The 26,716-nt window shown below is 63.9% G+C and carries 24 protein-coding genes and 1 tRNA gene; 5 read left to right on the top strand and 20 right to left on the bottom strand.

The annotated features are described in order from the left end of the window. Positions 1-41: 41 nt before the first annotated feature. The 11 genes from parC to rpoZ form a co-directional block, all read right to left on the bottom strand. A complete protein-coding gene (gene parC, locus NLM27_RS10625) occupies positions 42-2,300 on the bottom strand; it encodes a DNA topoisomerase IV subunit A (protein ID WP_254143260.1) in 2,259 nt (752 codons plus the stop codon). A gap of 61 nt (positions 2,301-2,361) precedes the next feature. Next, positions 2,362-2,649: a hypothetical protein gene (locus tag NLM27_RS10620; protein WP_254143259.1), complete on the bottom strand. Its 288-nt coding sequence runs from the start codon at positions 2,647-2,649 to the stop codon at positions 2,362-2,364. Positions 2,650-2,747: 98 nt separating this feature from the next. Further along, positions 2,748-3,500 carry a DNA repair protein RecO gene (recO, locus tag NLM27_RS10615; protein WP_254143258.1) on the bottom strand — a complete coding sequence of 251 codons (753 nt, stop codon included), beginning with the start codon at positions 3,498-3,500 and terminating at the stop codon, positions 2,748-2,750. Between the two features lie 140 nt (positions 3,501-3,640). Continuing rightward, positions 3,641-4,021 carry a hypothetical protein gene (locus tag NLM27_RS10610; RefSeq protein ID WP_254143257.1) on the bottom strand — a complete coding sequence of 127 codons (381 nt, stop codon included), beginning with the start codon at positions 4,019-4,021 and terminating at the stop codon, positions 3,641-3,643. A 20-nt stretch (positions 4,022-4,041) separates the two neighbouring features. Beyond that, complete coding sequence (gene era / locus NLM27_RS10605; RefSeq protein WP_254143256.1) at positions 4,042-4,968, bottom strand: GTPase Era; 927 nt, start codon at positions 4,966-4,968, stop codon at positions 4,042-4,044. Continuing rightward, positions 4,958-5,824, bottom strand: coding sequence for a ribonuclease III (gene rnc / locus NLM27_RS10600; protein ID WP_254143255.1), 867 nt, complete (start codon positions 5,822-5,824; stop codon positions 4,958-4,960). The genes era and rnc overlap by 11 nt, the downstream gene beginning before the upstream one ends. Further along, positions 5,821-6,585, bottom strand: coding sequence for a signal peptidase I (gene lepB, locus NLM27_RS10595; RefSeq protein WP_254143254.1), 765 nt, complete (start codon positions 6,583-6,585; stop codon positions 5,821-5,823). Before lepB ends, rnc begins: the two co-directional genes overlap by 4 nt. 249 nt (positions 6,586-6,834) lie before the next feature. Beyond that, positions 6,835-7,254 carry a holo-ACP synthase gene (gene acpS / locus NLM27_RS10590; RefSeq protein ID WP_254143253.1) on the bottom strand — a complete coding sequence of 140 codons (420 nt, stop codon included), beginning with the start codon at positions 7,252-7,254 and terminating at the stop codon, positions 6,835-6,837. After that, the gene (locus tag NLM27_RS10585; protein ID WP_254143252.1) at positions 7,251-8,003 is read right to left on the bottom strand and encodes a pyridoxine 5'-phosphate synthase; all 753 of its coding nucleotides are present in this window, start codon (positions 8,001-8,003) and stop codon (positions 7,251-7,253) included. Before NLM27_RS10585 ends, acpS begins: the two co-directional genes overlap by 4 nt. Before the next feature lie 45 nt (positions 8,004-8,048). Further along, positions 8,049-10,334, bottom strand: a complete 2,286-nt coding sequence (locus tag NLM27_RS10580) for a bifunctional (p)ppGpp synthetase/guanosine-3',5'-bis(diphosphate) 3'-pyrophosphohydrolase (RefSeq protein ID WP_254143251.1) — start codon at positions 10,332-10,334, stop codon at positions 8,049-8,051. A 207-nt stretch (positions 10,335-10,541) separates the two neighbouring features. Then, positions 10,542-10,934, bottom strand: coding sequence for a DNA-directed RNA polymerase subunit omega (gene rpoZ / locus NLM27_RS10575; RefSeq protein ID WP_166815658.1), 393 nt, complete (start codon positions 10,932-10,934; stop codon positions 10,542-10,544). A 327-nt stretch (positions 10,935-11,261) separates the two neighbouring features. On the opposite strand from rpoZ, the gene NLM27_RS10570 reads away from it, so the two are divergent. Then, a complete protein-coding gene (locus NLM27_RS10570) occupies positions 11,262-11,906 on the top strand; it encodes an NYN domain-containing protein (protein WP_166815657.1) in 645 nt (214 codons plus the stop codon). Beyond that, positions 11,887-12,561 (top strand): uracil-DNA glycosylase, encoded by a 675-nt coding sequence (locus NLM27_RS10565; protein ID WP_254143250.1) that lies wholly within the window; start codon positions 11,887-11,889, stop codon positions 12,559-12,561. Before NLM27_RS10570 ends, NLM27_RS10565 begins: the two co-directional genes overlap by 20 nt. Before the next feature lie 9 nt (positions 12,562-12,570). On the opposite strand, the gene NLM27_RS10560 is transcribed toward NLM27_RS10565, so the two are convergent. The 4 genes from NLM27_RS10560 to dapA are packed head-to-tail and all read right to left on the bottom strand — an operon-like array spanning position 12,571 to position 15,049. Beyond that, positions 12,571-13,152 (bottom strand): peroxiredoxin, encoded by a 582-nt coding sequence (locus NLM27_RS10560; protein ID WP_254143249.1) that lies wholly within the window; start codon positions 13,150-13,152, stop codon positions 12,571-12,573. 4 nt (positions 13,153-13,156) lie between these two features. Continuing rightward, a complete protein-coding gene (gene smpB, locus NLM27_RS10555; protein WP_024341117.1) occupies positions 13,157-13,630 on the bottom strand; it encodes an SsrA-binding protein SmpB in 474 nt (157 codons plus the stop codon). Positions 13,631-13,689: 59 nt separating this feature from the next. Next, entirely contained in the window at positions 13,690-14,130 is a 441-nt protein-coding gene (gene mscL / locus NLM27_RS10550; RefSeq protein WP_254143248.1) for a large conductance mechanosensitive channel protein MscL, read from the bottom strand. A gap of 28 nt (positions 14,131-14,158) precedes the next feature. Next, on the bottom strand, positions 14,159-15,049 hold the full coding sequence (gene dapA, locus NLM27_RS10545) for a 4-hydroxy-tetrahydrodipicolinate synthase (RefSeq protein WP_254143247.1): 891 nt from the start codon (positions 15,047-15,049) through the stop codon (positions 14,159-14,161). 280 nt (positions 15,050-15,329) lie between these two features. On the opposite strand from dapA, the gene NLM27_RS10540 reads away from it, so the two are divergent. Beyond that, positions 15,330-17,762, top strand: a complete 2,433-nt coding sequence (locus NLM27_RS10540; RefSeq protein WP_254148791.1) for a lytic transglycosylase domain-containing protein — start codon at positions 15,330-15,332, stop codon at positions 17,760-17,762. Between the two features lie 106 nt (positions 17,763-17,868). Then, the gene (locus NLM27_RS10535) at positions 17,869-18,147 is read left to right on the top strand and encodes a DUF3551 domain-containing protein (RefSeq protein WP_254143246.1); all 279 of its coding nucleotides are present in this window, start codon (positions 17,869-17,871) and stop codon (positions 18,145-18,147) included. A 76-nt stretch (positions 18,148-18,223) separates the two neighbouring features. Here NLM27_RS10535 and NLM27_RS10530 read toward each other — a convergent pair whose 3' ends face one another. The 4 genes from NLM27_RS10530 to NLM27_RS10515 form a co-directional block, all read right to left on the bottom strand. Continuing rightward, on the bottom strand, positions 18,224-18,508 hold the full coding sequence (locus tag NLM27_RS10530) for a DUF3551 domain-containing protein (protein WP_256570182.1): 285 nt from the start codon (positions 18,506-18,508) through the stop codon (positions 18,224-18,226). A 142-nt stretch (positions 18,509-18,650) separates the two neighbouring features. Next, positions 18,651-20,174 (bottom strand): porin, encoded by a 1,524-nt coding sequence (locus NLM27_RS10525; protein ID WP_254143245.1) that lies wholly within the window; start codon positions 20,172-20,174, stop codon positions 18,651-18,653. A gap of 598 nt (positions 20,175-20,772) precedes the next feature. Next, entirely contained in the window at positions 20,773-23,385 is a 2,613-nt protein-coding gene (locus NLM27_RS10520; protein WP_254143244.1) for a tetratricopeptide repeat protein, read from the bottom strand. A 386-nt stretch (positions 23,386-23,771) separates the two neighbouring features. Further along, positions 23,772-23,865, bottom strand: a tRNA-Ser gene (locus NLM27_RS10515). A gap of 330 nt (positions 23,866-24,195) precedes the next feature. On the opposite strand from NLM27_RS10515, the gene NLM27_RS43980 reads away from it, so the two are divergent. Continuing rightward, complete coding sequence (locus NLM27_RS43980; protein WP_375142242.1) at positions 24,196-26,217, top strand: tetratricopeptide repeat protein; 2,022 nt, start codon at positions 24,196-24,198, stop codon at positions 26,215-26,217. Positions 26,218-26,281: 64 nt separating this feature from the next. Here NLM27_RS43980 and NLM27_RS10500 read toward each other — a convergent pair whose 3' ends face one another. Further along, positions 26,282-26,548 carry a hypothetical protein gene (locus tag NLM27_RS10500; RefSeq protein ID WP_212289181.1) on the bottom strand — a complete coding sequence of 89 codons (267 nt, stop codon included), beginning with the start codon at positions 26,546-26,548 and terminating at the stop codon, positions 26,282-26,284. Positions 26,549-26,716 lie beyond the last annotated feature (168 nt).

Here is a 26,716-nt window from a genome sequence, read left to right as displayed (position 1 = left end):
GGATCGCGCCCGTCTAGACGGGCGCGATCTGCTTGCGTCTGCTACCCGATCACCTTGCCGAACTTATTCGACTTCGGGAAACCCTTTGGCGGCAAGCGGCCGGCGTCGGCGCGGGTGCCCTGCCATTCGGCGAGCTCCTTCATGGACGTCGAGAATTCGCGCCCTGCGGAGTCCCTCCAGGTGAGGCCCGCCTTGGCGTCGAACACGGCAACGTCAGAGAGGCCGCCGTCCTTGTACTTCTGGAGGCGGACGCCGCGGCCGCGGGCCATCTCCGGCACCTGGTCGAGCGGGAAGACCAGCATCTTGCGGTTCTCGCCTATGACCGCGACCGTGTCGCCGAGCACCTCGGTGATCGCGCGCGCCTCGTTCGGCATCTCGACATTGAGGACCTGCTTGCCCTTCTTGGTCGTGCCGACGCAATCGTCCTCGTTGACGACAAAGCCCTGGCCCTCGTGGCTCGCGACCAGGAATTTGCGGCCGCCCTTGTTGACGAACAGCGCGACGGGCGCGGCCTCCTGCTCGAGGTCGATGAACAGGCGGATCGGCTCGCCGTGACCGCGGCCCCCCGGGAGCTTTGCGACATCGAGCGAGTAGAACTTGCCGTTGGTCGCGAAAAGCAGGAGCTTCGAGGTGGTCTCGGCGAAGAAAGCGAAGCCGAGCTTGTCGTCCTGCTTGAAGGCAAGCCCCGAGAGATCCTCGACATGGCCCTTCATGGTGCGGATCCAGCCCTTGTCGGAGACCACGACCGTCACCGGCTCGCGCTCCACGAACGCTTCCTCGATCGCGGCGAGATCGTGCTCGGGCGCGTCGGCGAACGTGGTGCGGCGCTTGCCGAGCGGCGTCTTCGGCCCGAACATGTCGCGGACCTTGCCGACCTGCTCGCCGACCTTCTTCCACTGCTCGGGCTCCGAGGCGAGCACCGCGTTGATGCCTTTGAGCTCGGCGCGGAGGTTCTTGTCCTCGGTGCGGATCTCCATTTCCTCGAGCTTGCGCAAGCTGCGCAGGCGCATGTTGAGAATGGCTTCGGCCTGCACCTCGGTGAGCTTGAACGCCTTCATCAACGCCGGCTTCGGCTCATCCTCGGTACGGATGATCTTGATCACCTTGTCGATGTTCAGATAGGCGATCAGGAAACCGCCGAGGACTTCCAGCCGGTGCTCGATCTGCGCCTTGCGGTAATTGCTGCGGCGGATCAGGACGTCGCGCAGATGGTCGAGCCATTCGCGCAAGCACTCCGCGAGCCCCACGACCTTGGGGATGCGGCCCTTGATCAGCACGTTCAGGTTCAACGGAATCTTGTTTTCGAGCTCGGTCAGCCGGAACAACGATTCCATCATCAGGGCGGGATCGACGTTCTTCGACTTCGGCTCGATCACGATGCGGACGTCTTCGGCCGACTCGTCCCTGATATCGCCGACCAGCGGCAGCTTCTTCTGGTCCTGAAGCTCGGCGATCTTCTCGATCAGCCGCGACTTCTGCACCAGAAAGGGGATCTCGGTGACGACGACGACCCAGGTGCCGCGCGCGCCCTCTTCCTGCTCCCACCTGGCGCGGACACGGAACGAGCCGCGGCCGGTCGTGTAGGCTTCCGCAATGGCCTGCTTGGAATCGATGATGATGCCGCCGGTCGGAAAATCCGGGCCCTTTACCCACTTCAGGAGCGCCTTGGATTTCGCGTCGGGCTTCTCGATCAGATGCAGCGCAGCGTCGCAGAGCTCGGCGGCGTTGTGCGGCGGGATCGAGGTGGCCATGCCGACCGCGATGCCCTGCGCGCCGTTGGCGAGCAGGTTCGGGAAACCGCCGGGCAGCACGACCGGTTCTTTCGACTGGCCGTCGTAATTGGCGCGGAACTCGACGCCGTCCTCGTCGATGCCGTCGAGCAGAAGCCGCGCGACGTCGGTCATGCGCGCTTCGGTGTAGCGGTAGGCGGCGGGGTTATCGCCGTCGATATTGCCGAAATTGCCCTGGCCGTCGACCAGCGGATAGCGCGAGGAGAAATCCTGCGCGAGGCGCACCATGGCGTCGTAGATCGCCTGGTCGCCATGCGGATGGAACGAGCCCATCACGTCGCCGACGATTTTTGCGGATTTCTTGAAGGCCGTACCGGGGTCGAGGCGAAGCAGGCGCATGCCGTAGAGGATGCGCCGGTGAACCGGCTTCAGGCCGTCGCGCGCGTCCGGCAGCGCACGGTGCATGATGGTGGAGAGCGCATAAGCGAGATAGCGCTCTTCCAGCGCCTCCTGCAGCCGCACCTCGTGGATTTCGGCCGGCTCTTCCGGTGGAACGATTCGTTTTCCCATGCCGCCCGGTTAAACCGTGGAAGCGAATCGGGCAAGGATCGATTGGTTCCCTGTGGGCGGCCTAATGGCCGGCCCAGCCGGCTGTCACAGGCTGGTTTTTGGCCTGGCCAGGCGCTTGGGCAGCCGCCGGCGCATTGGTTACACAGCGGCGGGCGGCCTCGATCTCGGCCTCCGTGGCGCCGTGAGACCGCGCCCATGTCTCTGCGGCCGCAGCGGAATATTTGGCCACATAGTACCGGACGACGGTGCAGGACGCCCGGCGAAACACGCCAGGCTGCGGCTCGCCGGCCGTTGCATCGGGCGCAAACGTCAGCAGCGCCGCAGACAAGGCGAATCCCCTGATCAACATTTGGCAGTCCCCGTTGTGGAACCTGAGAGCGAACTCGACAGCCCCGATTTTGTTCCCGCGGAACGCCACGTCAAGGGCAAGGCAGAGGCGCGGTTAGGTCATGGCGCTGAAATTGCCGCCCTCGCCTGCTGCCGCGTCAAGGCGTTGATGAAGCCGGCCCTTGCGTCGGAATGGACCTGCCCGCGCGGTTCCAGCACATGGCGCAGCAGGAACAGGCCGGTCAACCGAAAGCCGTCCTGGAGATCCTGCTCGGTAAGGTCGCTCGCAGTCTCGCCATGACGTAGAAATGGCGGCAGGCGCAGCAACCGGTCGCGCCACGGCTCGCCCGCGCCGCGCGACACCGCGCCGCCGGATTTGGGCGAGACATAGATCAGGTCGGTGGTCTCTCCGGTCACCGCACAATTCTCCAGCGCCAGGCCGAAACCGAGCTCGGCAAGCATCGCCAGCTCGAAATGGATGACGTGCACCGCGGCGCCGCCGATATCGTCGAAGTCATCGAGCGAATGTTCGAGCAGTGCAAAGATCTCCTCGTGCGGATCGCGCTCGGGCAGCAGCCGCGCAATCGAAGCGAGGTGGGTGACGCCATAGACGCCGTGGGACGATCCCAGCAGAGTCGCGGCGCGCAGCTTCAGGCCCTCGATCGCGTAGGTGCCGAGATGCTCGTCGAGCCGCGCCCGCCACACCGCGCTGACGCTGTTGCCGGGCTGCAAGAGCGGCCGCATCCGCGAGCCCGCGCCGCCGCGGACCAGACCAAGATGCCGGCCATGCGCCCGCGTCAAGAGCTCGACGATGGCGCTGGATTCGCCATGCCGCCGCACCCCCAGCACGATGCCTTCATCGGTCCATTCCATGGGGGGAAGCTTAGCCGATTTCGAGGGATCGTAGGGCGGGCAAAGCGAAGCGTGCCCACCAATTTGATCCGCAGCACGATTATGGTGGGCACGGCGCGCAAGGGCGCGCCTTTGCCCACCCTACGGCACCGCGTGAAATCTCACGCGTTGAACCAGCCCTTGGCGTCGCCGGTGAAGGAGAAATAGAGTCCCATCGTGGTCAGGACGCAGGAGACGATCTCGATGGCGCTGTCGAGCTCCATGCCTTTCTCGCCGATGATCTGGCCGAGCGAGATCACCGAAAGCACGAGCGCTGCTGCCAGCACCCAGCGCGGCCAGTTCTTGCGCCAATGCGCGGCGAGCCAGACGAAATAGACCAGCAGCAGGATCATGCCGCCGGCGAGCAGGGTCGCCGTCATGATCATCTGCTCGGTCATCTCGGCATTGGGCGTGCGGTCCTGCACCGCGACCGACAGGGCATCCAGCATCAGTGACGCATAGAGCAGCGCTTCGAAGCGCCGGACGTTGCTGGGTACGCTCATCGGTAACCGATCTTTTCTTGTTATTCCTTCGGGAAGTCCAGGCCCATCTCGCGATAGCGATCGGGATCGTCGCCCCAGTTCTCGCGCACCTTGACGAACAGGAACAGATGCACCGGCACATCCAGGATCTGCATCAGCTCTTTCCGCGAGTCCGCGCCGATCGACTTGATGGTGGCGCCGCCCTTGCCGAGCACGATCTTGCGCTGGCTCTCGCGCTCGACGAAGATCGTCTGCTCGATGCGCACCGACTTGTCCTTGCGCTCCTCCCACTTGTCGGTCTCGACCGTGGACTGATACGGCAATTCCTGGTGCAGCTTCTGATAGATTTTTTCGCGCGTGATTTCGGCAGCCAACTGCCGCATCGGCGCGTCCGACATCTGGTCCTCGGGATAGAGGAACGGGCCTGGCGGCACCATCGCTGAAAGCGTCGTGCGGATGTCGTCGACGCCGTCGCCCGAGATCGCCGCTATCATGAAGGTCCGCGCGAACTTCATGCGTTCGTTGGCGGCCTGCGCCAACGCCAGCAGCTTCTCACGCTGGACCAGGTCGACCTTGTTGATGACAAGGATCTTGTCGTGATTGACGCTCGCCGCCTTGGCGAGAATGGCCTCGGCCTCCTCGTCGATGCCGGTCTTGGCATCAAGCAGCACGCAGACGAGATCGGCGTCGTGCGCCCCGCTCCAGGCGGTCGAGACCATGGCGCGGTCGAGCCGGCGCTTGGGCAGGAAGATGCCGGGCGTGTCGACCAGGATGATTTGCGCGTTGTTCTCGATCACGATGCCGCGGATCAGCGCGCGCGTGGTCTGCACCTTGCGCGAGACGATCGTCACCTTGGCGCCGACCAGCGCGTTGACCAGCGTGGACTTGCCGACGTTGGGCGCGCCGATCAGCGCAACGAAACCGCAGCGCGTTGCGGTGGGCGCCTCGCCGCTTGCTTCAGCCGTCATTGCCGCCGCCAACGCCTTCGCGTTCGATCATCACTGACGCCGCCACCTTCTCTGCCGCGCGCTTGCTGCCGCCGATACCTTCGGCCGGCGCCAGTCCCGGCAGGTCCACGGCGACACGGAACTGCGGATCGTGGTGCGGGCCGGTACGCTCGACCTCGCGATAGACCGGCGTCGGCAGCCCCTTCCCCTGAGCCCATTCCTGCAGCACGGTCTTGGGATCGCGCAAGGGACGGCGCGGCTTGTGCATGCGCTCGGTCCAGTTGCGCTTGACGAACTCGGCTGCCGCCGCATGGCCACCGTCCAGGAAGATCGCGCCGATCACGGCCTCGCAGATGTCGCCCAGCACGCTCTTGCGCAGACGAGCGTCGGCGCTGGGGCCGACCGAGCCGAGCTTGATGTCATCGAGCAGACCGAGCGACTTGGCGACGTCGGCGCAGCTTTCCTTGCGCACGAGTTCGGCAAGTCGCTTGGACAGCTCGCCTTCGTCGGCGTGCGGGAAGGCGTGATAGAGCATGTCGGAGACGACGAGCCCGAGCACGTGATCGCCGAGGAACTCCAGCCGCTGATAGCTGTCGCCGCGCTTGCGCCCGGACTTCAGCGCCGAGACATGCGTGATCGCCTGCATCAGCAGGTTCGGGTCAGTGAAGTGGTGGCCGATGCGCGCCTCGAGCGCCGCGTTCGCATCCGTGCCCTTGGCCTTGCTGCTCCGCGCCCGCTTCTTCTTTGCGGGCGTCTTGGTTTCAGGAGTCTTGGTTTCAGGAGTCTTGGCCGCAAGCGTCTTGGTTGCAGCTTCGCCCTCAGGAGCGGCTTGCGCCTCGGTCGGTTGGGTCGCGATATCCTTGGCTTCGTCTTTCATCGAACGATTTTGAAGAAACGATTCCAGCGCACCGCCCATGGCCAGCGCCAGAACATCCAGGCATGCTCGCCTTCGGCGATGGAGAAGAAGATCATCTGGGCGCGGCCGATCAGGTTCTCCTGCGGCACATAGCCGACCTGGCCGAGGAAGCGGCTGTCGGTCGAGTTGTCGCGATTGTCGCCCATCATGAAGAAATGGCCTGATGGCACGGTGTAGACGTTGGTGTTGTCCATGTAGCCGTTGTCGGCGCAGTCGAGCGTCTCATAGGACACGCCGTTCGGCAGCGTCTCCTTCCAGCGCTTCACCCGGGAGATGCCGCCGCCTTCGGAGCCGCACGGATCCTCCCCGACGAACTCGCTCATGCGCTGCCGCTCGACCGGGGTGTCGTTGATATAGAGCAGACCGTCCCGCATCTGGATGCGGTCACCGGGAAGACCGATCACGCGCTTGATGTAGTCGGTGGAATCGTCCTTGGGCAGGCGAAATACGACGATGTCGCCGCGGTTGGGATCCGAGCCCCAGATCCGGCCGGAGAACAGTGGCGGCGAGAACGGGATCGAATAGTGGCTGTAGCCGTAGGAATATTTCGAGACGAACAGATAGTCGCCGACCAGCAGCGTCGCCTTCATCGAGCCGGACGGGATGTTGAAGGGCTGGAACAGGAACGTGCGGATCACCAATGCGATCAGCAGAGCGTGGATCACGACCCGGATCGTTTCGCCGACGCCGCTCTCAGTTTTCGTTCCCGAAGTCACGCTCATTGCTCTCTCAATTCCGGCCGGCGGTCACAGAGCGCCCTCCTCCCGCGAACAGCCCACCGGTTCGCAGCCCAAGGAGATTGTCCTGATTCTGATAGTGAGGGCCAATTCCGGCGTAAAGCCGAATTCACCCAGCCTGATTTGCATCGGCGGACTTTTAGACGGTTGTCGCAGACCACGCAATCAAGGATCGCATCAAAACTGCATAAGATATTGGTATTTCGAAAGAATTATGAGATTCCCCAGCCCCGGTCAGGGCTTGACCAAGGGGACGGCGGAAATGATGACGAACGCCTGCGCGAGCGGCCAGTCGTCGGTGATCGAAAGATCGATCCGTGCCTCGAACCCCTCCGGCGTCAGGGCCTGAAGCCGGGCCAGGGCGCCGCCGGTCAGTTGCATGGTCGGCCGCCCTCCCGGCAGGTTGACCACCCCCATGTCGCGCCACCAGACGCCGCGCCGGATCCCGGTGCCGAGCGCCTTGGAGCAGGCCTCCTTGGCGGCAAAGCGCTTGGCGTAGGTCGCCACCACCATCTTCTCGTTCTTGGCCCGCCGCTCCGCCTTGGCGCGCTCGGCGGCGGTGAAGATGCGGTCGAGGAAGCGCTCGCCGTGACGCTCCATCACCTTGCCGACGCGGGTGATGTCGATCAGGTCCGAACCAATGCCGATGATCATGCCCGGCTCCGGCCGCGGTCCATGGCCGCGCGCATGCTGCGCACCGTCTCGGACAGCCCCACGAACAGCGCCTCGCCGATCATGTAGTAGCCGATGTTGAGCTCCATGATGTCAGGCAGGGCCGCGATCGTCTCCGCCGTCGCATAGTCGAGCCCGTGTCCGGCATGGACCTCCAGCCCGGCAGCCTTGGCCAGCTTTGCCCCCGCCACGATCCGCCGCCACTCGGCCTCGGCCTTCTCAGCGTGGCCGTCGACGACGGCATCGCACCAGGCCCCCGTATGGATCTCGATCACGGGCGCGCGCAGCTGCGCCGCCATCTCGATCTGCGCGGGGTCCGCGGCGATGAACAGCGAGACGCGGATACCGGCATCGTTCAGCCGCGCGATATAGGGTGCCAGCGCGTTATGCTGGCCGACGACGTCGAGACCGCCCTCGGTCGTCACCTCCTGGCGCCGCTCCGGCACGAGGCACACCGCGTGCGGCTTGGTGGCGAGCGAGATGCGCATCATGTCGTCGGTCGCCGCCATCTCGAAATTGAGCGGCTTGGAGATCTCGGCCTTCAGCCGCGCCATGTCCTCGTCGCGGATGTGCCGGCGGTCCTCGCGCAGATGCGCGGTGATGCCGTCGGCCCCGGCCTCGATCGCCAGCAACGCGGCGCGCACCGGATCGGGATTGCGGCCGCCCCGCGCGTTGCGCAGGGTCGCGACATGGTCGACATTGACGCCGAGGCGAAGCGGGGATGCGGGCATTTCAGAGCTCTCAAGATCAGGGGGACAGACGCATGCGAGAGGCGTCTATCCATTGACACGTTCGACACGGGCGACAACCGCCTTGGCGCGCAACTGGGCCAGGATCGCGCTCAAATGCTTCAGATCGTAGACTTCGAGGTCGATCGTCGTCTCGGTGAAATCAGGTGAGCGGCGCTGCATGCTGATGTTGTCGATGTTGCCGTCGTGCTCGGCGATCACGGTCGCGATCTGCGCCAGCGCGCCGGGCTCGTTGACGTTCTCGACCTTGATACGGGCCGGGAAGCGCTGCGGCGCAGAATCCTCGATGTCCCAGCGCACATCGAGCCAGCGCTCCGGCTCCTCCTCGAAATCCTTCAGGGCCGGCGCCTGGATCGGGTAAATCGTGATGCCCTCGCCCGGCGTGACGATGCCGACGATGCGGTCGCCGGGCACCGCGCCGCCGTTCGGCGCGAACTTCACCGGCAGGTCGGAATTGATGCCGCGGATCGGGATCGCGACCGGGCTGCGCGGCGCCTCCGACGATTTCTCCTTGAGCTTGGCGGCGAGGCTCTTCTTGACGCCGTAACGCGCGACGCGCTCCTCCTTGTAGTCGGGGTACATCGCGCGCGCGACGTTGGAGGCCTTGATCTCGCCGCGGCCAACCGCCGCCATGACGTCGTCGATCGAGGTGCGCGCAAGCCGCGGCAGCGCGCCCTTGAGCTTGTCGTCGGCATATTCGATCTTGGCGCGCTCGAACAGGCGCTCGACGATGCGCCGGCCGAGCCCCGCATATTGATCGCGCACGGCGGTGCGCGTGGCGCGCCGGATCGCCGCGCGTGCCTTGCCGGTGACCGCGAGCGTCTCCCAGGCCGACGGCGGCGCCGATTGCGCTTCCGAGGTCAGCACTTCGACCTCGTCGCCGTTCTGGAGCTCCGAGGACAGCGGCGCGAACTTGCCGTTGATCTTGCAGCCGACCGCGCTGTTGCCGACGTCGGTATGCACGGCATAGGCGAAGTCGATCACGTTGGCATGGCGCGGCAGCGCGATCAGCTTGCCCTTCGGGGTGAAGCAGAATACCTGATCGTGGAATAGCTCGAGCTTGGTGTGCTCGAGGAACTCCTCCGGGTTGGCGCTCTCGGAGAGAATGCCGATGGTGTGACGCAACCAGGCGAACGCGTTGGACTCGCGCTTGAGGAATTCGGTCGGCGAGCCCACGCCTTCCTTATAGAAGACGTGCGCGGCGATGCCGCGCTCGGCGATCTGGTCCATCGCCTCGGTGCGGATCTGAAGCTCGACGCGCTGGTTGCCGGGGCCGATCACCGTGGTGTGGATCGAGCGGTAGTCGTTCTGCTTCGGCGTCGAGATGTAGTCCTTGAAGCGCCCCGGCACGACCGGCCAGGTGGTGTGGACGATGCCGAGCGCGCGATAGCAGGCCTCGATGTCGTTGACGACGAGGCGAAAGCCGAAAATGTCGGACAATTGCTCGAAGCCGACCGACTTGCGCTCCATCTTGGTCCAGATCGAGAATGGCTTCTTGCGACGGCCATAGACCCGCGCGCCGAGGCCCCGATGGCGCAGATTGTTGGAGAGCTGGTCCTCGATCTCGCCAATCAGGTTGCGGTTGCGCTCGGCGAGCGCGTCGAGCCGCTGCATCACCACCGAATAGGCTTCGGGATCGAGGGTGCGGAAGGACAGATCCTCCAGCTCCTCGCGCATTTCCTGCATGCCCATGCGGCCGGCCAGCGGCGCATAGATGTCGAGCGTCTCCTCGGCAATGCGCCTGCGCGATTCCGTCGGCACGAAATCCAGCGTGCGCATGTTGTGCAGGCGGTCGGCGAGCTTGACCAGAAGCACACGGACATCGTCAGCAATGGCCAGCAACAATTTGCGCAGATTCTCGGCCTGCTTGGCCTCCCGCGACACCAGCTCCAGCCGCTTCAGCTTGGTCAGCCCCTCGACCAGCGCGCCGATCTCGGGGCCGAAGATCTGGTCGATTTCGGCCCGCGTCGCCTCGGTGTCCTCGATGGTGTCGTGCAGCAGCGCAGCCACGATGGTGGCGTCGTCGAGCTTGAGGTCGGTGAGAATCGCCGCCACTTCGAGCGGGTGCGAGAAATACGGATCGCCCGAGGCACGGGTCTGCGAGCCGTGCGCCTTCATCGCGTAGACATAGGCGCGGTTGAGCAGGTCTTCGTTGGTGTTGGGATTGTAGGACCTGACGCGCTCGACGAGGTCATACTGACGCATCATGCGCGTGCGTGGCTTCGCCGGACGCGCCACCGGCGCAGTCGGAACCACCGCAACCGATTCGGTTGCGGCCAGCATCTGCAATGGTTTCCGGCGCCGATACACCATGCCGTCCTGCCTTCAAACGGACCCGGAGACGGCCCGCTGCATCCATCTTAACGCCGATCCAGGGCGCGTCCGATCAATTCGGTGACAGGGCGCGGTGCGAACCGACGACGCTATGGTAACCACGAAAACGCCAACAAAAGCAAAGGCCCGAACGATGGTTCGGGCCTTGATAAGATCACAACAAATCGATGATTGCGACGGGACGATTTACTCGTCCTCCTCGGGCTGCTCCTCGGGCGGCGCGAGGCCTTCGAGACCCTTCAGGAGCTCCTCTTCGGTCATGCGTTCGACGGCGACCTCGGTGTCATCAGCATCGACGCTCGCGCCGGCGGAACCGATCAGCGGCACCGTATCGGGCTCGGGCTCGTCGACCTCGACGAACTTCTGGAGCGAGTGCACCAGTTCTTCGCGAAGGTCCTCCGGCGAAACGGTCGTCTCCGCAATTTCGCGCAAAGACACAACAGGGTTCTTGTCGTTATCGCGGTCAACCGTTAGTTGTGAACCGGACGAAATCATGCGGGCACGGTGGGCGGCCAGCAGGACGAGGTCAAACCGGTTGTCGACCTTGTCGATACAATCTTCTACGGTGACGCGAGCCATGGACTGTCGCTCCGCTGTGGGTGGGACGAAATATGTGGATGATCGGGGCTAGTTATAGGGACCGGGCCGGTTTCGCAAGGCCAATTTGTGATTTGGCCTCGCCAAACGGCTCTGATACCCCCACATTGGGGCTGGGATGGGTGGTGTCCCGGGCCGCCATCGAGGGCGGCGCCGGGTACATACGAGTCCGCCATAACTATACCTTGATTGCCCCGACTTCTCCGGATTTGCGGTTTCGACGGGTTTGACGGCGCCTTAGAAGAGCGCGGCTTGCTGCCGCCGCGCCAACAATAAACGATCAATCACGAACACTACGCGAGCAACTGAATGTCACTTTCTCCTACCAATAAGATCGCGCTCTTCATCGACGGGGCCAATCTCTACGCGACGGCGAAAACTCTGGGCTTCGACATCGATTACAAGCGCCTGCTGAAGGAGTTTCAGAGCCGCGGGACGTTGTTGCGAGCCTTCTATTACACCGCGATCATCGAGGATCAGGAATATTCCTCGATTCGCCCGTTGATCGACTGGCTGGACTACAACGGCTACACCGTCGTCACCAAGGCGACCAAGGAATTCATCGATGCCTCCGGCCGCCGCAAGGTCAAGGGCAACATGGACATCGAGCTTGCCGTAGACGCCATGGAGCTCGCCGAGCATATCGACCAGATGGTGCTCTTTTCGGGCGACGGCGATTTCCGCTCGCTCGTCGAGGCCGTCCAGCGCCGCGGCGTACGGGTCACCGTGATCTCCACCATCGCCAGCCAGCCGCCGATGATCGCCGACGAGCTGCGCCGCCAGGCCGACGTCTTCACCGATCTCGTCGAGCTGCAGTCCAAGCTCGGCCGCGACCCGTCCGAACGCCCCGCCCCGCGCGACCGCGGCGAGCGCGAGGGACGCCACCACGCCCCGCAATTCCTCCAGCGCGCAACCACGATGGCGCCGAGGGGCGATGACGACTTCGAGGAGTGAGGCGGCCCGGTCGAGCCACCAGCCTCTCACCCTCGTCCCCGACCGCGATTGTCCGCTCTGTCCGCGCCTGGTCGGCTTTCGCGAGGCCAACCGCGCGCGCGAGCCATTGTGGCACAATGCGCCGGTCGCGCCGTTCGGTGACATCAAGGCGCGTCTGCTGATCGTCGGCCTCGCGCCGGGAATGCAGGGCGCCAACCGCACCGGCCGTCCCTTCACCGGCGACTATGCCGGCGATCTCCTCTACGCCACGCTGCTCGAATACGGGTTTGCCAAGGGCACCTATCAGGCGCGTCCAGATGACGGCCTGAAGCTGGTGGACTGCCGCATCGCCAATGCCGTGCATTGCGTGCCGCCGCAGAACAAGCCGCTGCCGGTCGAGATCAACACCTGCCGCCAGTTCCTCGTCGCGAATCTCGAGACGATGCCGAAGCTGCGCGCGATCGTCGCGCTGGGGCGGATTGCGCACGACAGCGTGCTCAAACCGCTAAAGCTGAGGGCATCTCAGGCCCCCTTCGGCCATGGGGCGGTGCATCAGGCCGGCGCATTCAGGCTCTACGACAGCTATCACTGCTCGCGCTACAACACGAACACCGGCGTGCTGACGGCGGACATGTTCCGGAGCGTGTTCGCGAAGGTGAAGGCCGACCTCGACTAGGGTTCCGACTCAGGCCTTGGCGGGATTGGCCTTCAGCCAGTCGAGGACGTCGCCGGCGTTCCGGTCGGGTGGAAACACCGGGTAGAACACATGCGTGATCCCAACATTGTCGATGATCAGCGCGAGGCGCTTGATCAGCGTGAGCCCGGCGACCTCCATCGTCGGCAGCTTCAGGGCGCGCGTGAGCGCCAGCTTCTCGTCTGACAGCACAGGAAACGGCAGATGCAGCCGCGAGGCCATCTCGGTCTGGTAGTCGTTGCTCTGGGTCGAGAGACCGAACACGTGTGAGGCGCCGGCCGCCTTGAGCTCGGCGAACAGATCGCGGAACGCGCAAGTCTGCGGCGTGCAACCGCGTGCGCCTGGGATCATGTCCCAATCGTCGACCAGCGCGATCTTGCCGGGCTCACCGGTGCGGGGATAGGCGAACACGACGGTGCGGCCGCGCAGCGCCGACAGCGTGACTGACCTGTCGTCGGTCGCGAGCAGGCCGATCGGTGGCAACGTCATGCCCTTGAGATGCGCGGCGCCACCGTCATCGGCGGGCGCGGGAATCTTGCTCCAATCGACCTCGAGCAGGTTCCTCTGGATCATCCCGCTATCCCCTCGCCCGCATCAGACGGCCCTTCTCCCGGCTCCAGTCGCGCTTCTTCTCGGACTCGCGCTTGTCGTGCAGCTTCTTGCCCTTTGCAACCGCCAGCTGCAGCTTCGCCCGACCGCGCTCGTTGAAGTAAAGCTTGAGCGGGATCAGCGTCATGCCCTCGCGGTCGACCGCACCCATCAGCTTGTTGATCTGCCGGCGATGCAGCAGCAGCTTTCGCGGACGCTTGGGCTCGTGGTTGAAGCGATTGCCCTGGAGATATTCGGGAATGGTGGCGTTGATCAGCCAGATCTCACCGTTCTTGGAATCGGCATAGGATTCCGCGATCGTGCTCTTGCCGTTGCGGATCGACTTGACCTCGGTGCCGGTGAGCGCAATGCCCGCCTCGATCGTATCCTCGATGGCGTAGTTGAAGCGGGCCTTGCGATTTTCCGCCATGACCTTGATTGGACGTTCGTTCTTATCGGCCATGATCGTCAAACCTGATCGAGATGCGCAGCAAAGCTAACAGTTTGGACGAAGCGCACGCGTCACTTCTTGAGGAGGTCGCGGATCTCGGTCAGCAGCTCGACCTCGGCCGACGGCTTCGGCGGCTCCGCGGGCTTGGCCTCCTCTTTGCGCTTCAAGGTGTTCATGGCACGGATCACCAGGAACAGCACGAAGGCGACGATGATGAAGTTGATCGTCAGCGTGAGAAAGCTACCGTAAGCAAGCACTGCACCTTGCTTTTTCGCATCCGCTAAGTTGGTGGCGGTGACCGCCTTCGACAAGGGGACGAAATAATTCGAGAAGTCGAGCCCGCCGGTGGCGGCGCCGATGATCGGCATGATGACGTCGCCGACCAGCGAAGTGACGATGGCGCCGAAGGCCGCGCCGATGATGACGCCGACCGCGAGATCGACGACGTTGCCCTTCATGGCGAACTCGCGGAACTCCTTGAGCATCCGTGTGCCCCTTTCTTCGACGCTCATGAAAGGCTCCCCCGAAACGGCTGACGCCTCAGTTGATCAGGCCGGCGTGAACCATCGCGCTGCGCACGGCAACGCGCGTCGGCTCGGAGACCGGCACCATCGGCAGCCGCAACGTCTCGTCCAGCTTGCCGAGCAGCGACATCGCATACTTGATCGGCGCCGGATTGCTTTCGATGAAAAGATTGTTGTGCAGCGGCATCAGCTTGTCGTGCAGCCTCAAGGCGGTGGCGTGGTCGCCCTTCGCCCAGGCAGCCTGGAACTCCGAGCACAGGCGCGGTGCGACGTTCGACGTCACCGAGATGCAGCCGTGGCCGCCATGGGCCATGTAGCCGAGGATGGTCGCGTCCTCGCCCGAAAGCTGGTTGAAGTCCTCGCCCATCGCCGCGCGCTGCTGCGACACGCGGACCATGCTGGCGGTGGCGTCCTTGACGCCGGCTATGTTCTTCAACTCCCACAGCCGCTTCATGGTGTCGACCGACATGTCGATCACCGAGCGCGGCGGAATGTTGTAGATGATGATCGGAATCCCGATCGCGTCGTTGATCGCCTTGAAGTGCTGGTACATGCCTTCCTGGGTCGGCTTGTTGTAGTACGGCGTCACCACAAGCACGGCGTCCGCGCCCGCCTTCTCGGCGTGCTGGGCGAGTTCGATCGCCTCCTTGGTCGAGTTGGAGCCGGCACCGGCAACGACGGGCACGCGGCCCTTGGCTTCAGCGATGCACCATTCGACGACCTTCTTGTGCTCGTCGTGGCTGAGCGTCGGGCTCTCGCCGGTGGTGCCGACCGGGACCAGGCCGTTGGTGCCCTCGGAGATCTGCCAGTTGACCAGGGAGCGGAACGCCGCCTCGTCCAGCGAGCCGTTCTTGAACGGCGTGACCAAGGCGGTGAACGACCCCCGGAATTTCGTCTTGGCTGCCATGGACTTCCTCCGTACGCGGCGATCTCTTGAGCAAGCCCCATTCATATCGGGTCTACCCCGCTGGTAAAAGGCCCGCTTCCGTGTGACGCACCGTTTAGGCCGCGATTTTGCCGCGGTGGTGGTGCAAATCCGGCAAAGGTAAGCGGCTGTTGGTGTTTTGTCCGCATATTCAATCGAATACAGCTAGGTCTTGAGCCATTTGACTGATTCGGGGCGACGAAACGCCGTGACCTCATTTCCTCGTGCCGCATGGCGATCCACCGGTCTGGTCATATGCCTGATGGCGGGGCTGTCGGTCGGCTGTGCCGCCTTGGCCAAATCCAACGACAAGTCCAACGAGACGATCGCGGAGGGGGCCAAGGACTCCGCGAAGCCAGCCGCCAAGGGTTCGTCCAAGGGAACCGGCAAGGAAACTTCAAAGGATGCGGCCAAGGGCGCCAGCAAGGGCGCGGCCAGCGCCCCGGCCAAGGATGCCGCCAAGAAATCCGCCAAGGATGCTGGGAGCAACACCGGCAAGGACCCTGCGAAGGATAAGCCCAACAAACCTGCGGCGGCGTCCAAGCCCGCGGCAGCCTCCAAGCCTGCGGCAGCCTCTAAGCCTGCGGCGGCTGCGCCCGCGGCAAAGCCACACCCTGCCGCCCACGGTTCGGCCCCCAAACCCGCGCCCGCGCCGGCTTCAACGGCCGCCGTCAGACCGACTGCCCCGGCCCCCGCCAAACCGGTCGCAGCTCCGGTGCTGGCTCCCGCGACGCGCCAGCACGCAGCGCCGCGCAAGCCGGTCATACCGGCCGCGGTTGCGGCGACGTCGTCGACGTCGCAGGCGGACAAGGACACGCTGGAGAACGTCATCGAGCTCGTGCGCAAGCGCAAGGCGGACGACGCCACCAATTATGCAGCTTCGATCTCGGATCCCGTCGCGCGAAAGCTTGCGGAATGGATCATCCTGCGCAGCGAGGACAATGGCGCGACGGTCGAGCGCTATCGCGCGTTCCTCTCTGCCAATCCGAGCTGGCCGTCGCAGACTTTCCTGCGCCGGCGCCTCGAGGCCGCGATGTGGGACGACAGGCGCGACGATTCAGTTGCGTGGTCGTGGTTCGAGAATGAGTCCCCCATCTCCGCCAAGGGCCGCTTCACGCTCGCCAAGGCGATGCTGGCACGCGGCGACCGCGCCAATGCCGAGCGGCTGGTGCGCGAAGCCTGGCGCAGCGATCCGATGTCTGAGGACACCGAGAACAATGCGCTCGACCAGTTCGGCGCCCTGCTGACGCCCGGCGATCAGAAGGCGCGAATGGACACCCTGCTCTATGGCAGCGAGAACGAAGCCGCGCTACGCGCCGCAAAACGCCTCGGCGCCGGCTATGTCGCGCTGGCCAAGGCCCGCATCGCCGCCGTCAAGAAGGCGCCGAACGCACGCGCGCTGCTCGACGCGGTGCCGCGCGAGCTGCACAATGATCCCGGCTTCATGTTCAGCAAGATCCAGCTCCTGCGCCGTGAGGAGAAGTTTGCCGAAGCGGCGCAACTCATGCTGTCGGCGCCGAAGGATCCAAACCGGCTCTACAATCTCGACGAATGGTGGATCGAACGGCGTCTCCTGGCGCGCAAGATGATCGACACCGAGGAATTCCGCAGCGCCTATCTGATCGCGCGTGATGCCGCCCTGCCCTCGCGCGACATCTACAAGACCGAGCAGGAGTTCACCGCCGGGTGGATCGCGCTCCGCTTCCTCAACGACCCCGCCGCCGCCGCGCAGCATTTCGCTCGCATCGGGGTTGGCAGCGTCAACCCGACCACGCTGGCGCGCGCCGGCTATTGGCAGGGCCGCGCCGCGGAAGCCGCGGGCCGCCAGCAGGAGGCGCGCAACGCCTATGCCCGCGCAGCCGAGCAGTCGACCAGCTATTATGGCCAGCTCGCGCGCGCAAAGCTTGGCCTGCCGCAAATCGAGCTCAACCACCAGCCGCGCGGACGCGGCGCCGAACGCCTGGAGATCGTGCGCGCCGCGCAACTGCTCTACGAACTCGACGAGCGTGAGATGGCGGTCCCTCTTCTCGCCGATATGGGCGAGAACGGCGATCCTGAAGCGCTTGCCGGGCTCGGCGAGCTCACCCAGCGCTACAGCGACGCGCGCGGCATGCTGCTGCTCGGCAAGGCGGCGCTCAACCGTGGTCTGCCTTTCGACTTCTACGCTTATCCCGTCAACGGCATTCCGCAGTTCACGCCCATCGGCCCCGAGGTCGAACGCAGCATCGTCTATGCGATCGCGCGGCAGGAAAGCGCGTTCAACCCTCGTGTGGTTTCCCCAGCGCAAGCCTACGGGCTGATGCAGGTAACCCCGGACGCAGCCCGCTACGTCTGCAAGCGGCACGGCGCGACCTACGATCTGTCCCGGCTGAAGAACGATTCGGTCTACAACGCCACGCTCGGCTCAGCCGAGCTCGGCGGACTGCTCGAGGATTATCGCGGCTCCTACATCATGACCTTTGCCGCCTACAATGCCGGCCGTGGCAGCGTGAAGAAGTGGATCGATCGCTACGGCGATCCGCGCGACCCCAAGGTCGACGCGGTCGACTGGGTCGAGCTGATTCCGTTCTCCGAGACGCGCAACTATGTGCAGCGGATCATGGAGAACCTTCAGGTCTACCGCGCCCGCTTCGGCGGCGGCACGCGGCTGCAGATCGAAGCCGATTTGCGCCGCGGCGCCGGCAGCGTGGAATAGCGGCGCGTCGATGACCCCGATCGGATCCAGAGCCGGGCGCCGGTGCGGCAAGGAACAAAGTTCCCCAGTCGCCGGTTGATGAGCCTCACAAGACTGGGGACGTGTCATGGTGCGTGTGATCGGTGCGTTCATATTCGCAGCCGTGATCTTTTCGGGTCTCTCAAGCGGCGGTTCACCCGCCTACGGCAAGAAGCGCCATCATTCCCAGCCGCAGGCGACCGCCATTCAGGATCGCTATTGCCTGCAGGGACGGCGTTGGGGGTATCCCGGCAACTGCCTGTTTTCCACTTATAGCCAGTGCATGGCGACCGCGTCGGGCACAATCGATTCGTGCGGTCTGAACCCCACCTATGCCTTCCGGGAGTGGAAGGGTCCGAGATGGTAGTTGGACCGCTCTCCTCCCGGCATCTCCGCTTCCAGAAGCCGCAAGGCCGGAACGGGACATGCGCCGGCGGCGATTTTCACCACGTCCTGGGCGTCGGGACGGACCGGCCGTGCGGGGCGCCGGAGGGACCGGCTTGACCCGGCGGGGACCAATATGGATTGGCGAGGCACATCGCCGACAGGCCCATCGCCGTAGCCCTGCAGTCGTCCCAAGACAGGAAGCTGCAGTAAATCCTGTTGCTGCCGCCCCACTCCCATTTCTGGAGGCAGACCGGGTAACGGGGATCCAGGGGTTCAGCAGCTGCCGGCGCAAGAAGCGCGGTAAGCGCGGCGACCATCGATGCCGCTGTCACGGCCAGCATTCGTCTCGTCAGAACCTTCACGCGCAGAAGCTCCACTAACCTTCACCCCGCCGACCCACCTTCTAGATCACTCGACCGGGCTCGCAAAGAAAAACCCCGGCAGTTTCCTGCCGGGGTTCCCTGATCAATCAGGAGATCGATCTTAGAAGTTGCGCTGAGCGCGGAGCAGAAGCTGCAGGTTGCCCTGATCCTTCAGCTCGTAGGTGGCTGCCGGCTTCGCAACCGCGGCGTTCGCCGTGGCCGCACCCGCGATCGTGCCCGAGTACTTCTGGTCGAGCCAGACGTAGCTGAGGTCGGCCGTGAAGGCGAGGTTCTTGACCGGGGTCCACACGGTGTTGACACCGACAACCGCGAGGTTGAAGTCGGGGTTACACGTGGCAGTGGCGGCGCCGAAGGCAGCGGTGAAGTTGGCGCAGATCAGAGCCTTGCCCGTGTCGCCGTAGCGAAGCGAAGCGTAAGCACCGTAGATCGCCGATGCCCAGTTCGGGCTCCAGTTGTGGGTGTAGCCACCGCGGAAGCCCCAGGTCTTGACCGTGTCGATCCCGGTACCGGTACCGAACACGCCATCAGCGATGCCAGCGAAGCCGATGCTCTGGAACGCACCAATGCCGCTACCGCCGTAGATGTAGATGTTCTGCGGGAACAGGCTCTGGAAGTTGTAGCGCGATGCACCGTCGGTGTAGACGGCCTGCAAGTTGATCGAGTCACCCGCGCCAGTCGGGATGTTCTTGATCGACAAGGCACCCTGCACCGCAAAGCCCCACTTGTCGTCGGGGTGGCCGGTGATTTCCGTCGTGCCGTAGTAGGCCGAGTGGATGTTGTGCGCGGCAACCGAGACCTGGGCCAGACCCCAAGCCTGGTCAACGCGAACCTGACCGACGATGTCGGGCGAACGCGTGCCACCCCAAGATGAAGTACCGTAGTTGCCCTGGATCAAGGCAGCGCCGGCAGCCGAAGCCGAGGTGAAGCCACTGAGACCACCAGCAGTGATGCTAGCGTTCCAGAGGTTCGACTGACCGCCAGCCGCAGTCGTCATGTCCTGCAACGCCACCGAACCGGTGATGCCCTGGCCGAAATCAGCCGTGTAGGCAACCTGGTTCACACCGGTGACGTTGTTGGAGCCGCCCGGAAGGAAGTCGGGACCGCCAGCCGGATAGCTCTGCCACGGCGCGTCGAAGATCGAGACCGTGCGGCCGAAGGTGAAACCAGCGAACTGGATGAACGCATGGTAGAGGCCGAGCGACGCGGAGCCGGCCGAGATCGTCGACGGGTTGCTGTTGGTGGCCGCAGTCGAATCCCAGGAGAAAACCATGTCGGCGTAGGTACGCACCACGCCATACTCGGTCGCCGTGCGCGTATCGACGGTGAAGTCCATACGAGCGCGGGTCTGGTAGTAGTTGTCCAGACGGTTGTTTGCACCGCCGGGAGCGCCCTGACCGATGCCGTAGTCGCTGTTCGTGTTCCCCAGCAAGTCCGCACGGACGTAGCCGCCGAGCTTGATGCAGGTGTCAGTGCCCGGCATGTAGTAGAATCCGGCACCGTACAGGGAGCAGATCTTCACGTATTCGACGGCCTTAGCCTTCACGGGGAGATCGGCTGCCTGTGCTCCGCCAACGGCGATCAGACCCGCCGCTGAACCGAGCAAAAGGCTCTTAACCAACTTCATGTTAAACCTCCAAGTTTGCTCTATTAGGGAAGGTTCCGGATCCGCTGGGTGACGACACCCTAAGGTTGGTTCCCTTGTCCCTTGTAACCACCGCTTAGCCGCTTCGCGCCTTCGGACACACCCGCTGAAACGCGAGGGACTTAAGCGAACCACCTAGAACGGGACGACCTCGGGATGCCCCCCTCCGTCGCTCGATCACAATTACTGAACGTCCTTGCACACACAACAAAAGAACGCTTCGGATCGGGCCTCAAACGCGTGTTTTCCGATGGGTGTTGCACAAATAACACGCAGTTGTGATCGAAGCGCCCGCGCAAGCGATTGAAATATATGAGAGATTTTTTGCGGTTCCGCTTGCCTCGAAAAATCCCCGGTTTGAACACCAGGGACCATTGGCTCCCCCTGCGCCTCGACTCGATCCGAAGCGAGGGCGCGAATCTCCCGAATCTCGCCGGCCTCTCCTTCGGGTAACGAGCCATGTGCCCGACGGGAACCGGGCCGAGGAACATCTAGACACAGGCGTCGGATGCTGGCGGCGGGAAACGAATCAGGGGTCAACCGCCGGTCAAGTCCGCCCACTGATCCGGTCTCTGACGCATCAAGCCGATCGTGCCGAGGAAACCTCGATATGGTCCGGCGGCAATCCGGCGCGAACCCGCCGAACCATCGTCTCGAACGCTTCTTCCAGGTTCCGGGCAAGCAGAGGCGTGTTGAAGAGCGGCGACGTGAGGCGACGCTGTTCCAGCATTTTCCGGATGCCGCGGAGCCGCTCACGATCGCGAGCCAATTCGATCGCGCGCTCCTCATATTCTTTGCGAGAATGCGTGATCAGTTCGGTAAGCCCGAGAGCATGCAGAAGGCTGGCGGCGACCCGTCCCGCGAAGGCTTCTCCGGCCAGCGTCAGCAGCGGCAGGCCGGCCCAGAGAGCGTCGCTCGCGGTGGTGTGGGCGTTGTACGGCAGCGCGTCCAGGAACAGGTCTGCCAGGCCGTGCCTCGCCAGATGATCCGCCGTCGAGGCAACGCGCGTCGCAAAGACCAGGCGCTGGGGATCGATGCCCATTGCCTCGGCCTCTCTTCGCAAATTGAATTTTGCGACATCCTGGAGATCGGAAAGCCAGACGACGGAGCCGTCGACCTCCTTCAGGATGCGCATCCAGCTCTGAAACGTCGCCGGATTTAGTTTGTAGGCGTTGTTAAAGCCGCAGAAGACGAAGCCTTCGGCCGGCAACCCCTGCTCTCCTCTGTCGAGTTCGACACGCGAGATCGCGCGTCCCTCGGCATCGTGGGGCATGAAGCAATGCGGCAGCCAGACGACCTTCTCCGAAAAATGCTTGCGATCCTCGGCGGGAATGCTGCTCTCGTCGGCGATCACATAATCCAGCAATCCCCCGCCGATGGTGCCGGCGAAGCCGAGATAGCCTGCAAGAACGGGAGCTGGCCGCTGCGCGAGGACGCCGAGCCGCGCTCCGAGCGTATGCCCCATCAGATCCACGAGGATGTCGATCTTGGCCGCCTTGATGCAGCCGACGATTTCATCATCGCTCCGCCCGTGGAGATCGGTAAACCGGTCGAAGCTTCGCTCCAATCGTGCGCGCAGATCGCTGTGCTCGGCCGGGCCGATCGAGAAACCATGCGTTTCAAATCTGCTGCGATCTTGGGCCTCGAAAAGACCTGCGGCCAGATAGCTCACAGGGTGGGTCCGAAAATCCGCCGACAAGTAGCCGACGCGGATCTTGTCAGCCTGAACCGGGACAGCGTCGAGGGGTTTGCGCGCGGCAAGACCAAGCATCCGCTTGATCCAGAAATCGGCGCTTCGTCGCTGGTCCTCGGCCGATGCCGCGATCGACAGCAGCGCAAAGGGCTGGCAGCCCCCTTCACCCGCGCGAATGGATTCGATCAAGCGCGTTGTCTCAGCCTCTATCTCCGTCCAGTCGCAGCAATTCAGCTTCGAATAGAGCCGCGCGCCTTCCACACCGGGCAGGTCGCGATTGAGCGAGAACGTTCTGTCGAAGGCCGCGAACGCATCGTCGTGGCGCCGAAGGTCGGCGAAGATATTCCCTCGCCCGAACCAGGCCTCCGCCAGGTTGGACCTGATGGACAGCGCCTTGTCATAACCCTCGAGCGCCTCCCCGTAGCGTTTGATGTCCGCGAACGCATTCCCCCGACCGAGCCAGGCTTCCGCTAGGTCCGGCGCGATGGAGAGCGCCTTGTCGTAGGCGGCGAGCGCATCATCGTGGCGCCGCAGGTCCAGAAAGACACTGCCGCGGCCGAGCCAGGCTTCGGCCGAATTCGCCTTGATCGAGAGCGCAGCGTCGTAAAGCGCCAGAGCATCGTCGTGGCGCTTGAGGCCCACGAAGACGTTGCCGCGACCAACCATGGCTTCAATCGAATCCGGCTTGATCGCGAGCGCCTTGTCGTAAGCCGCAAGCGCCTCGTCATAGCGCTCGAGATCCGTGTAGGCATTGCCCCGGCCAAGCCAGGCGGCCGCCGCCTGCGGCGCAATACCGAGCGCGCGGTCGTAGGATGCGAAGGCATCCGCGTAACGCCTGAGCTCGTACAGGACGTTGCCCCGGCCGATCCAAGCCTCCGCCAGATCGGCCCTGATGGAGAGTGCCCTGTCATAGGCAGCAAGAGCCGCATCGCGGTGCCTGCCACGAGCCAGTGCCGTGCCGCGGCCGAGCCAGGCTTCCGCCATTTCGGGCCTGACGGAGAGCGCCCGCTCATAGGAGGCCAACGCCTCGGCGTGGCGTCCGATCTCGAGCAGCGAATTGCCCTTGTTCGCGTGGGCGTCGGCGTAGTTCGGATCGAGGGCAATCGATCTGTCGAAGTCGGATATCGCCGCGTCGTATTGCCCGAGAACGTTGCAAACCGCGCCGCGGTTGTTCCAGCTCTCTCGCACATTGGGATTGAGGCGCAGGGCTCTGGTGAATTGCTCGTGCGCCAGCGCGGGCTTGCCAAGCTGCTTAGCGATCAGCCCGTAATTGTAGAAGGAAACGTCGGATCCTTGATTGAGCTTGACGGCGCGCGCGATGAACGGCTCGGCCTCGGCAAACCGGTTCGTGTTCATGAGGACGATGGTCAGCAGGTTCAGCGCCGGAACATGCGACGGCTCAAACTTGATGACGCGCTTGAAGCCCTCTTCGGCCTTCCTGAGATCGCGCCCGTTCAGGGCCGCGAGCGCCTCATTGAAGATTGCTGCGATGTTCTTCATCGACCGAACAGTCCCTTTCGCTGCGTCCCTCACATCGATGGACCGGCGCCGCATTCAGCATTGAACCATGCACATTCGCCAAGTCCCGCGCCAAGTCCCGCGGAAGGGCGGTGTGACGTACTCCACGCCGGCCCGGTTTAACATATGCCCGGCGGCATGATTTCAGTCGGCAGGATTCGGACCGACCGCCCCCGGGTCCGCGACAATCGCAGGCAGCGGATTTGAAGGTCTCAGGGAGCTTCCTTGCGGCGATTCGTCAGGCTGCCAACCGCCTGCCAGGGACCATTCGCGATGGTGATGCCGGTCGGCCTGCTTTCGGCGCGTCTCCGACGCCGAGGCAAGAGGCCCATTCTAGAAAAGTATCTGTTATTTCAATTGGATATACCTGGCGGAGACGGAGGGATTCGAACCCTCGATAGGCCTTTACAAGCCTATAACGGTTTAGCAAACCGCCGCCTTCAGCCACTCGGCCACGTCTCCAACACGCCGGGTATGCCCGACACGGAGGCGGGCCGCAAGCGGCAGAATTGGGGCGAGCGGATTTCTTTACACATGAAAGGCTTTGAGAGCGATGGATGCCGGGGACGGATCGGGCGGTGACGTCCGCCTCGGCAGGCCATCGTCGCGCTCGCAAGCGGATCTCCATCAGTTGGCCTGCATCGTCGCACGCCAAATCCCGGCACAAGCTCGGTCGTTACGCGCCTTGAAGCGCGAGCGGCGCGGCCGTTGTTCTCTCCAGGAAAGGCGACTAGTGTTTTTGCACCGTTCGCCAAGCACAGACCCGACATCGGGGTCCAGAAACCCAATCACATGTCGCAACAAGGCCGCAACAAGGGAGCTTCGGCGCCCTCCTCACTCCATCCGTCCACTATTCTGGACCAGGCAATTGCGGCGCACCGTTCGGGTAATCTGTCGGACGCGGAACGGGCCTACACGACGATCCTGAGGGGGAGCAGAACGCATGCCGTCGCGCTCCATATGCTGGGGCTGCTGTACGCCCAGCGCGGCAATTTTGCGGACGCCGAGCCATTGCTGAAGAAGGCTGCCCGCGTCGATCCCGGCAATCCCGACGTTCTCTTCAACTATGCCAACGTGCTGCGTGCATTGGACAAGACAGACGATGCGCTCGCCTGGTTTGCGAAAGTGATTGCCCTGTCTCCGAACTTCGCCGATGCGCATCTCAATCGCGGAGCGGTCCTGATTGCACGGCAGGAGCTCCACGGCGCCATCGCCGAATTTGATCGCGCCATTGCGATCACGCCGTCGAGCGCGGCGTTCGCAAACCGAGGCAGTGCGTTCCGGCAGCTCGGTCAGCTTGACGAAGCGCATCAGAACTACCAAAGCGCCGTCGAGCTTGCACCGTCGAATCCACAGTACCATTTCGCGTTGTCTGAGGTCCTTACCGAGATGGGTCGAGACGACGAAGCGATCGGAGCGCTCGAGAGAACGGTCGCACTGGACAAGGCCTTTCCGTTCGCGCTGAGCAAGCTCGTTGCGTCCAGGCGGAAGCGCGCCGACTGGCGCAGCTTCGAACGTGAACAGGCCGCCCTGGACGAGGCCGTCGAATTGGGCGTGCTGATCGACCCCTTCACTTTCTTTCATGCCTCGACATCTCCTGCACACCAATTGATCTGTGCGAAGACATATGTCGCCAACGTGGCCCCGGATCGGAGTGCTGCGATACCCAGAACGCCGTCACCGGTTTCCCGGCTGCGCGTCGCGTACATGTCCGCCGATTTTCGCAATCACGCCACCGCGCATTTGATGGCGGGCGTCTTCGAGGAGCACGATCGCGAGCGCTTCGACATCAGCGCCATCTCCTACGGACCGGATGACCGGAGCGAGATGCGCAACCGCCTGAAGGCAGCATTCGAACGCTTTGAAGACGTCAGCCATCTTGCCGACGAGGACGTGATCAAGCTGATACGCCGGCTCGACATCGAGATCCTCGTCGATCTCGGCGGCTTCACCGCCGGTGCGCGGCCGAAAATCCTCGCGTGCCGGCCGGCTCCCATCCAGGTCAGCTATCTCGGCTTTCCCGGCACGATGGGCGCCTCCTATATCGACTATCTCATGGCCGACCGGATCGTCATTCCCGAGGCAGAGCAGCAGCATTACGCCGAAAAGGTGGTCTATCTTCCCGACAGCTATCAGGCGACCGACGGGAAGCGCCCGCTCCTGCCAAATCCACCCAGCCGGAGCGAGGTCGGACTGGCGGATGATGCGTTCGTCTACTGCGCATTCAACAGGCCCCTCAAGATCACGCCCCTGCTGTTCGATGTCTGGATGAGGCTGCTTGCCAAGACACCCGAAAGCGTCCTTTGGCTGCTCGATGGAGATCCGATCGCCAAGGAGAATCTCAGGCGCGCAGCCGTTGCACGCGGCATCGCCGCCGAGCGGATCGTGTTCGCGCCACAGGTCCCTGCCGACGAACACTTGGCACGCCACCAACTTGCCGATCTGTTCTTGGACACATTGCCCTACAACGCCCATACCGGTGCCAGCGACGCCCTTTGGGCTGGCTTGCCGGTCCTCACCTGCGTCGGCACCACCTTTGCGGGACGTGTTGCAGCCAGTCTCCTGAATGCCGTCGGCCTTCCTGACCTGGTGACGCGATCGCTGGACGAATATGAGGGTTTGGCGCTTCGGATCGCGCGCGATCCCAAAGTTCGAGCCGCCCTTAGGAGCAAGCTGGCGGCGCATCGGTCCACTTGGCCTCACTTCGATACCGTGAGCATGACGCGTCACATCGAAAAGGCCTTCAATGAAATGTGGCGCCAGCATTGCGCCGGCGAAGCGCCGGCCTCGTTTGCCGTCGAAACCTCACCCTGAGGCTGCCTTGGCGCGGTCGCACCGACCGGTCAAGGTTCGCTCCCCCCATGGCGAGGTGAAGCGCTCAGTGGGCGGAAACCCACGCCCGCGCCTCGCGCTGTGCGGCCGAGATCTCGGCTTCCGACATCTGCCCGGCGACTTCCTGGCGCAGCGCAACGGCGTCCTTGCGGCCCTTCAGCGCGGCGAGGTTGAACCATTTATGCGCGGCGACGAGATCGACGAGGCCTGAGCGGCCGCTCGCCCAATAGATCCCGCGTTCGAACAGCACGTCCGACAGCGCGCTGGCGTCGATCGGCGTCGCCGTCTCCAGATCGAAAGTACCCTGAAACATGTCGCATCCCCTTTTTTCTTATGCCGCCTCGTTCCCCCGAGCGCGGCTCCCGTCCAACTCTGATCCGCATGACCCTTCCCGGGATCATGCGCTGTTCAACTCATCCCCAAGGTCTTCTTGCCCATGCCGTTTGCCGGCTTGTTGGAGGCGATGATGGCGGGCAAATTT

Source organism: Bradyrhizobium sp. CCGB12 (genome assembly GCF_024199845.1).
Taxonomy (GTDB): Bacteria; Pseudomonadota; Alphaproteobacteria; order Rhizobiales; family Xanthobacteraceae; genus Bradyrhizobium.
This window is presented reverse-complemented; position numbering and strand designations above follow the sequence as displayed.

What these genes read in the sequence shown, in the direction of transcription:
- parC (WP_254143260.1), bottom strand. Translation starts at nt 2,300, where the DNA reads ATGGGAAAACGAATCGTTCCACCGGAAGAGCCGGCCGAAATCCACGAG.
- NLM27_RS10620 (WP_254143259.1), bottom strand. Translation starts at nt 2,649, where the DNA reads ATGTTGATCAGGGGATTCGCCTTGTCTGCGGCGCTGCTGACGTTTGCG.
- recO (WP_254143258.1), bottom strand. Translation starts at nt 3,500, where the DNA reads ATGGAATGGACCGATGAAGGCATCGTGCTGGGGGTGCGGCGGCATGGC.
- NLM27_RS10610 (WP_254143257.1), bottom strand. Translation starts at nt 4,021, where the DNA reads ATGAGCGTACCCAGCAACGTCCGGCGCTTCGAAGCGCTGCTCTATGCG.
- era (WP_254143256.1), bottom strand. Translation starts at nt 4,968, where the DNA reads ATGACGGCTGAAGCAAGCGGCGAGGCGCCCACCGCAACGCGCTGCGGT.
- rnc (WP_254143255.1), bottom strand. Translation starts at nt 5,824, where the DNA reads ATGAAAGACGAAGCCAAGGATATCGCGACCCAACCGACCGAGGCGCAA.
- lepB (WP_254143254.1), bottom strand. Translation starts at nt 6,585, where the DNA reads ATGAGCGTGACTTCGGGAACGAAAACTGAGAGCGGCGTCGGCGAAACG.
- acpS (WP_254143253.1), bottom strand. Translation starts at nt 7,254, where the DNA reads ATGATCATCGGCATTGGTTCGGACCTGATCGACATCACCCGCGTCGGC.
- NLM27_RS10585 (WP_254143252.1), bottom strand. Translation starts at nt 8,003, where the DNA reads ATGCCCGCATCCCCGCTTCGCCTCGGCGTCAATGTCGACCATGTCGCG.
- NLM27_RS10580 (WP_254143251.1), bottom strand. Translation starts at nt 10,334, where the DNA reads ATGGTGTATCGGCGCCGGAAACCATTGCAGATGCTGGCCGCAACCGAA.
- rpoZ (WP_166815658.1), bottom strand. Translation starts at nt 10,934, where the DNA reads ATGGCTCGCGTCACCGTAGAAGATTGTATCGACAAGGTCGACAACCGG.
- NLM27_RS10570 (WP_166815657.1), top strand. Translation starts at nt 11,262, where the DNA reads ATGTCACTTTCTCCTACCAATAAGATCGCGCTCTTCATCGACGGGGCC.
- NLM27_RS10565 (WP_254143250.1), top strand. Translation starts at nt 11,887, where the DNA reads ATGACGACTTCGAGGAGTGAGGCGGCCCGGTCGAGCCACCAGCCTCTC.
- NLM27_RS10560 (WP_254143249.1), bottom strand. Translation starts at nt 13,152, where the DNA reads ATGATCCAGAGGAACCTGCTCGAGGTCGATTGGAGCAAGATTCCCGCG.
- smpB (WP_024341117.1), bottom strand. Translation starts at nt 13,630, where the DNA reads ATGGCCGATAAGAACGAACGTCCAATCAAGGTCATGGCGGAAAATCGC.
- mscL (WP_254143248.1), bottom strand. Translation starts at nt 14,130, where the DNA reads ATGAGCGTCGAAGAAAGGGGCACACGGATGCTCAAGGAGTTCCGCGAG.
- dapA (WP_254143247.1), bottom strand. Translation starts at nt 15,049, where the DNA reads ATGGCAGCCAAGACGAAATTCCGGGGGTCGTTCACCGCCTTGGTCACG.
- NLM27_RS10540 (WP_254148791.1), top strand. Translation starts at nt 15,330, where the DNA reads ATGGCGGGGCTGTCGGTCGGCTGTGCCGCCTTGGCCAAATCCAACGAC.
- NLM27_RS10535 (WP_254143246.1), top strand. Translation starts at nt 17,869, where the DNA reads ATGGTGCGTGTGATCGGTGCGTTCATATTCGCAGCCGTGATCTTTTCG.
- NLM27_RS10530 (WP_256570182.1), bottom strand. Translation starts at nt 18,508, where the DNA reads ATGCTGGCCGTGACAGCGGCATCGATGGTCGCCGCGCTTACCGCGCTT.
- NLM27_RS10525 (WP_254143245.1), bottom strand. Translation starts at nt 20,174, where the DNA reads ATGAAGTTGGTTAAGAGCCTTTTGCTCGGTTCAGCGGCGGGTCTGATC.
- NLM27_RS10520 (WP_254143244.1), bottom strand. Translation starts at nt 23,385, where the DNA reads ATGAAGAACATCGCAGCAATCTTCAATGAGGCGCTCGCGGCCCTGAAC.
- NLM27_RS43980 (WP_375142242.1), top strand. Translation starts at nt 24,196, where the DNA reads ATGTCGCAACAAGGCCGCAACAAGGGAGCTTCGGCGCCCTCCTCACTC.
- NLM27_RS10500 (WP_212289181.1), bottom strand. Translation starts at nt 26,548, where the DNA reads ATGTTTCAGGGTACTTTCGATCTGGAGACGGCGACGCCGATCGACGCC.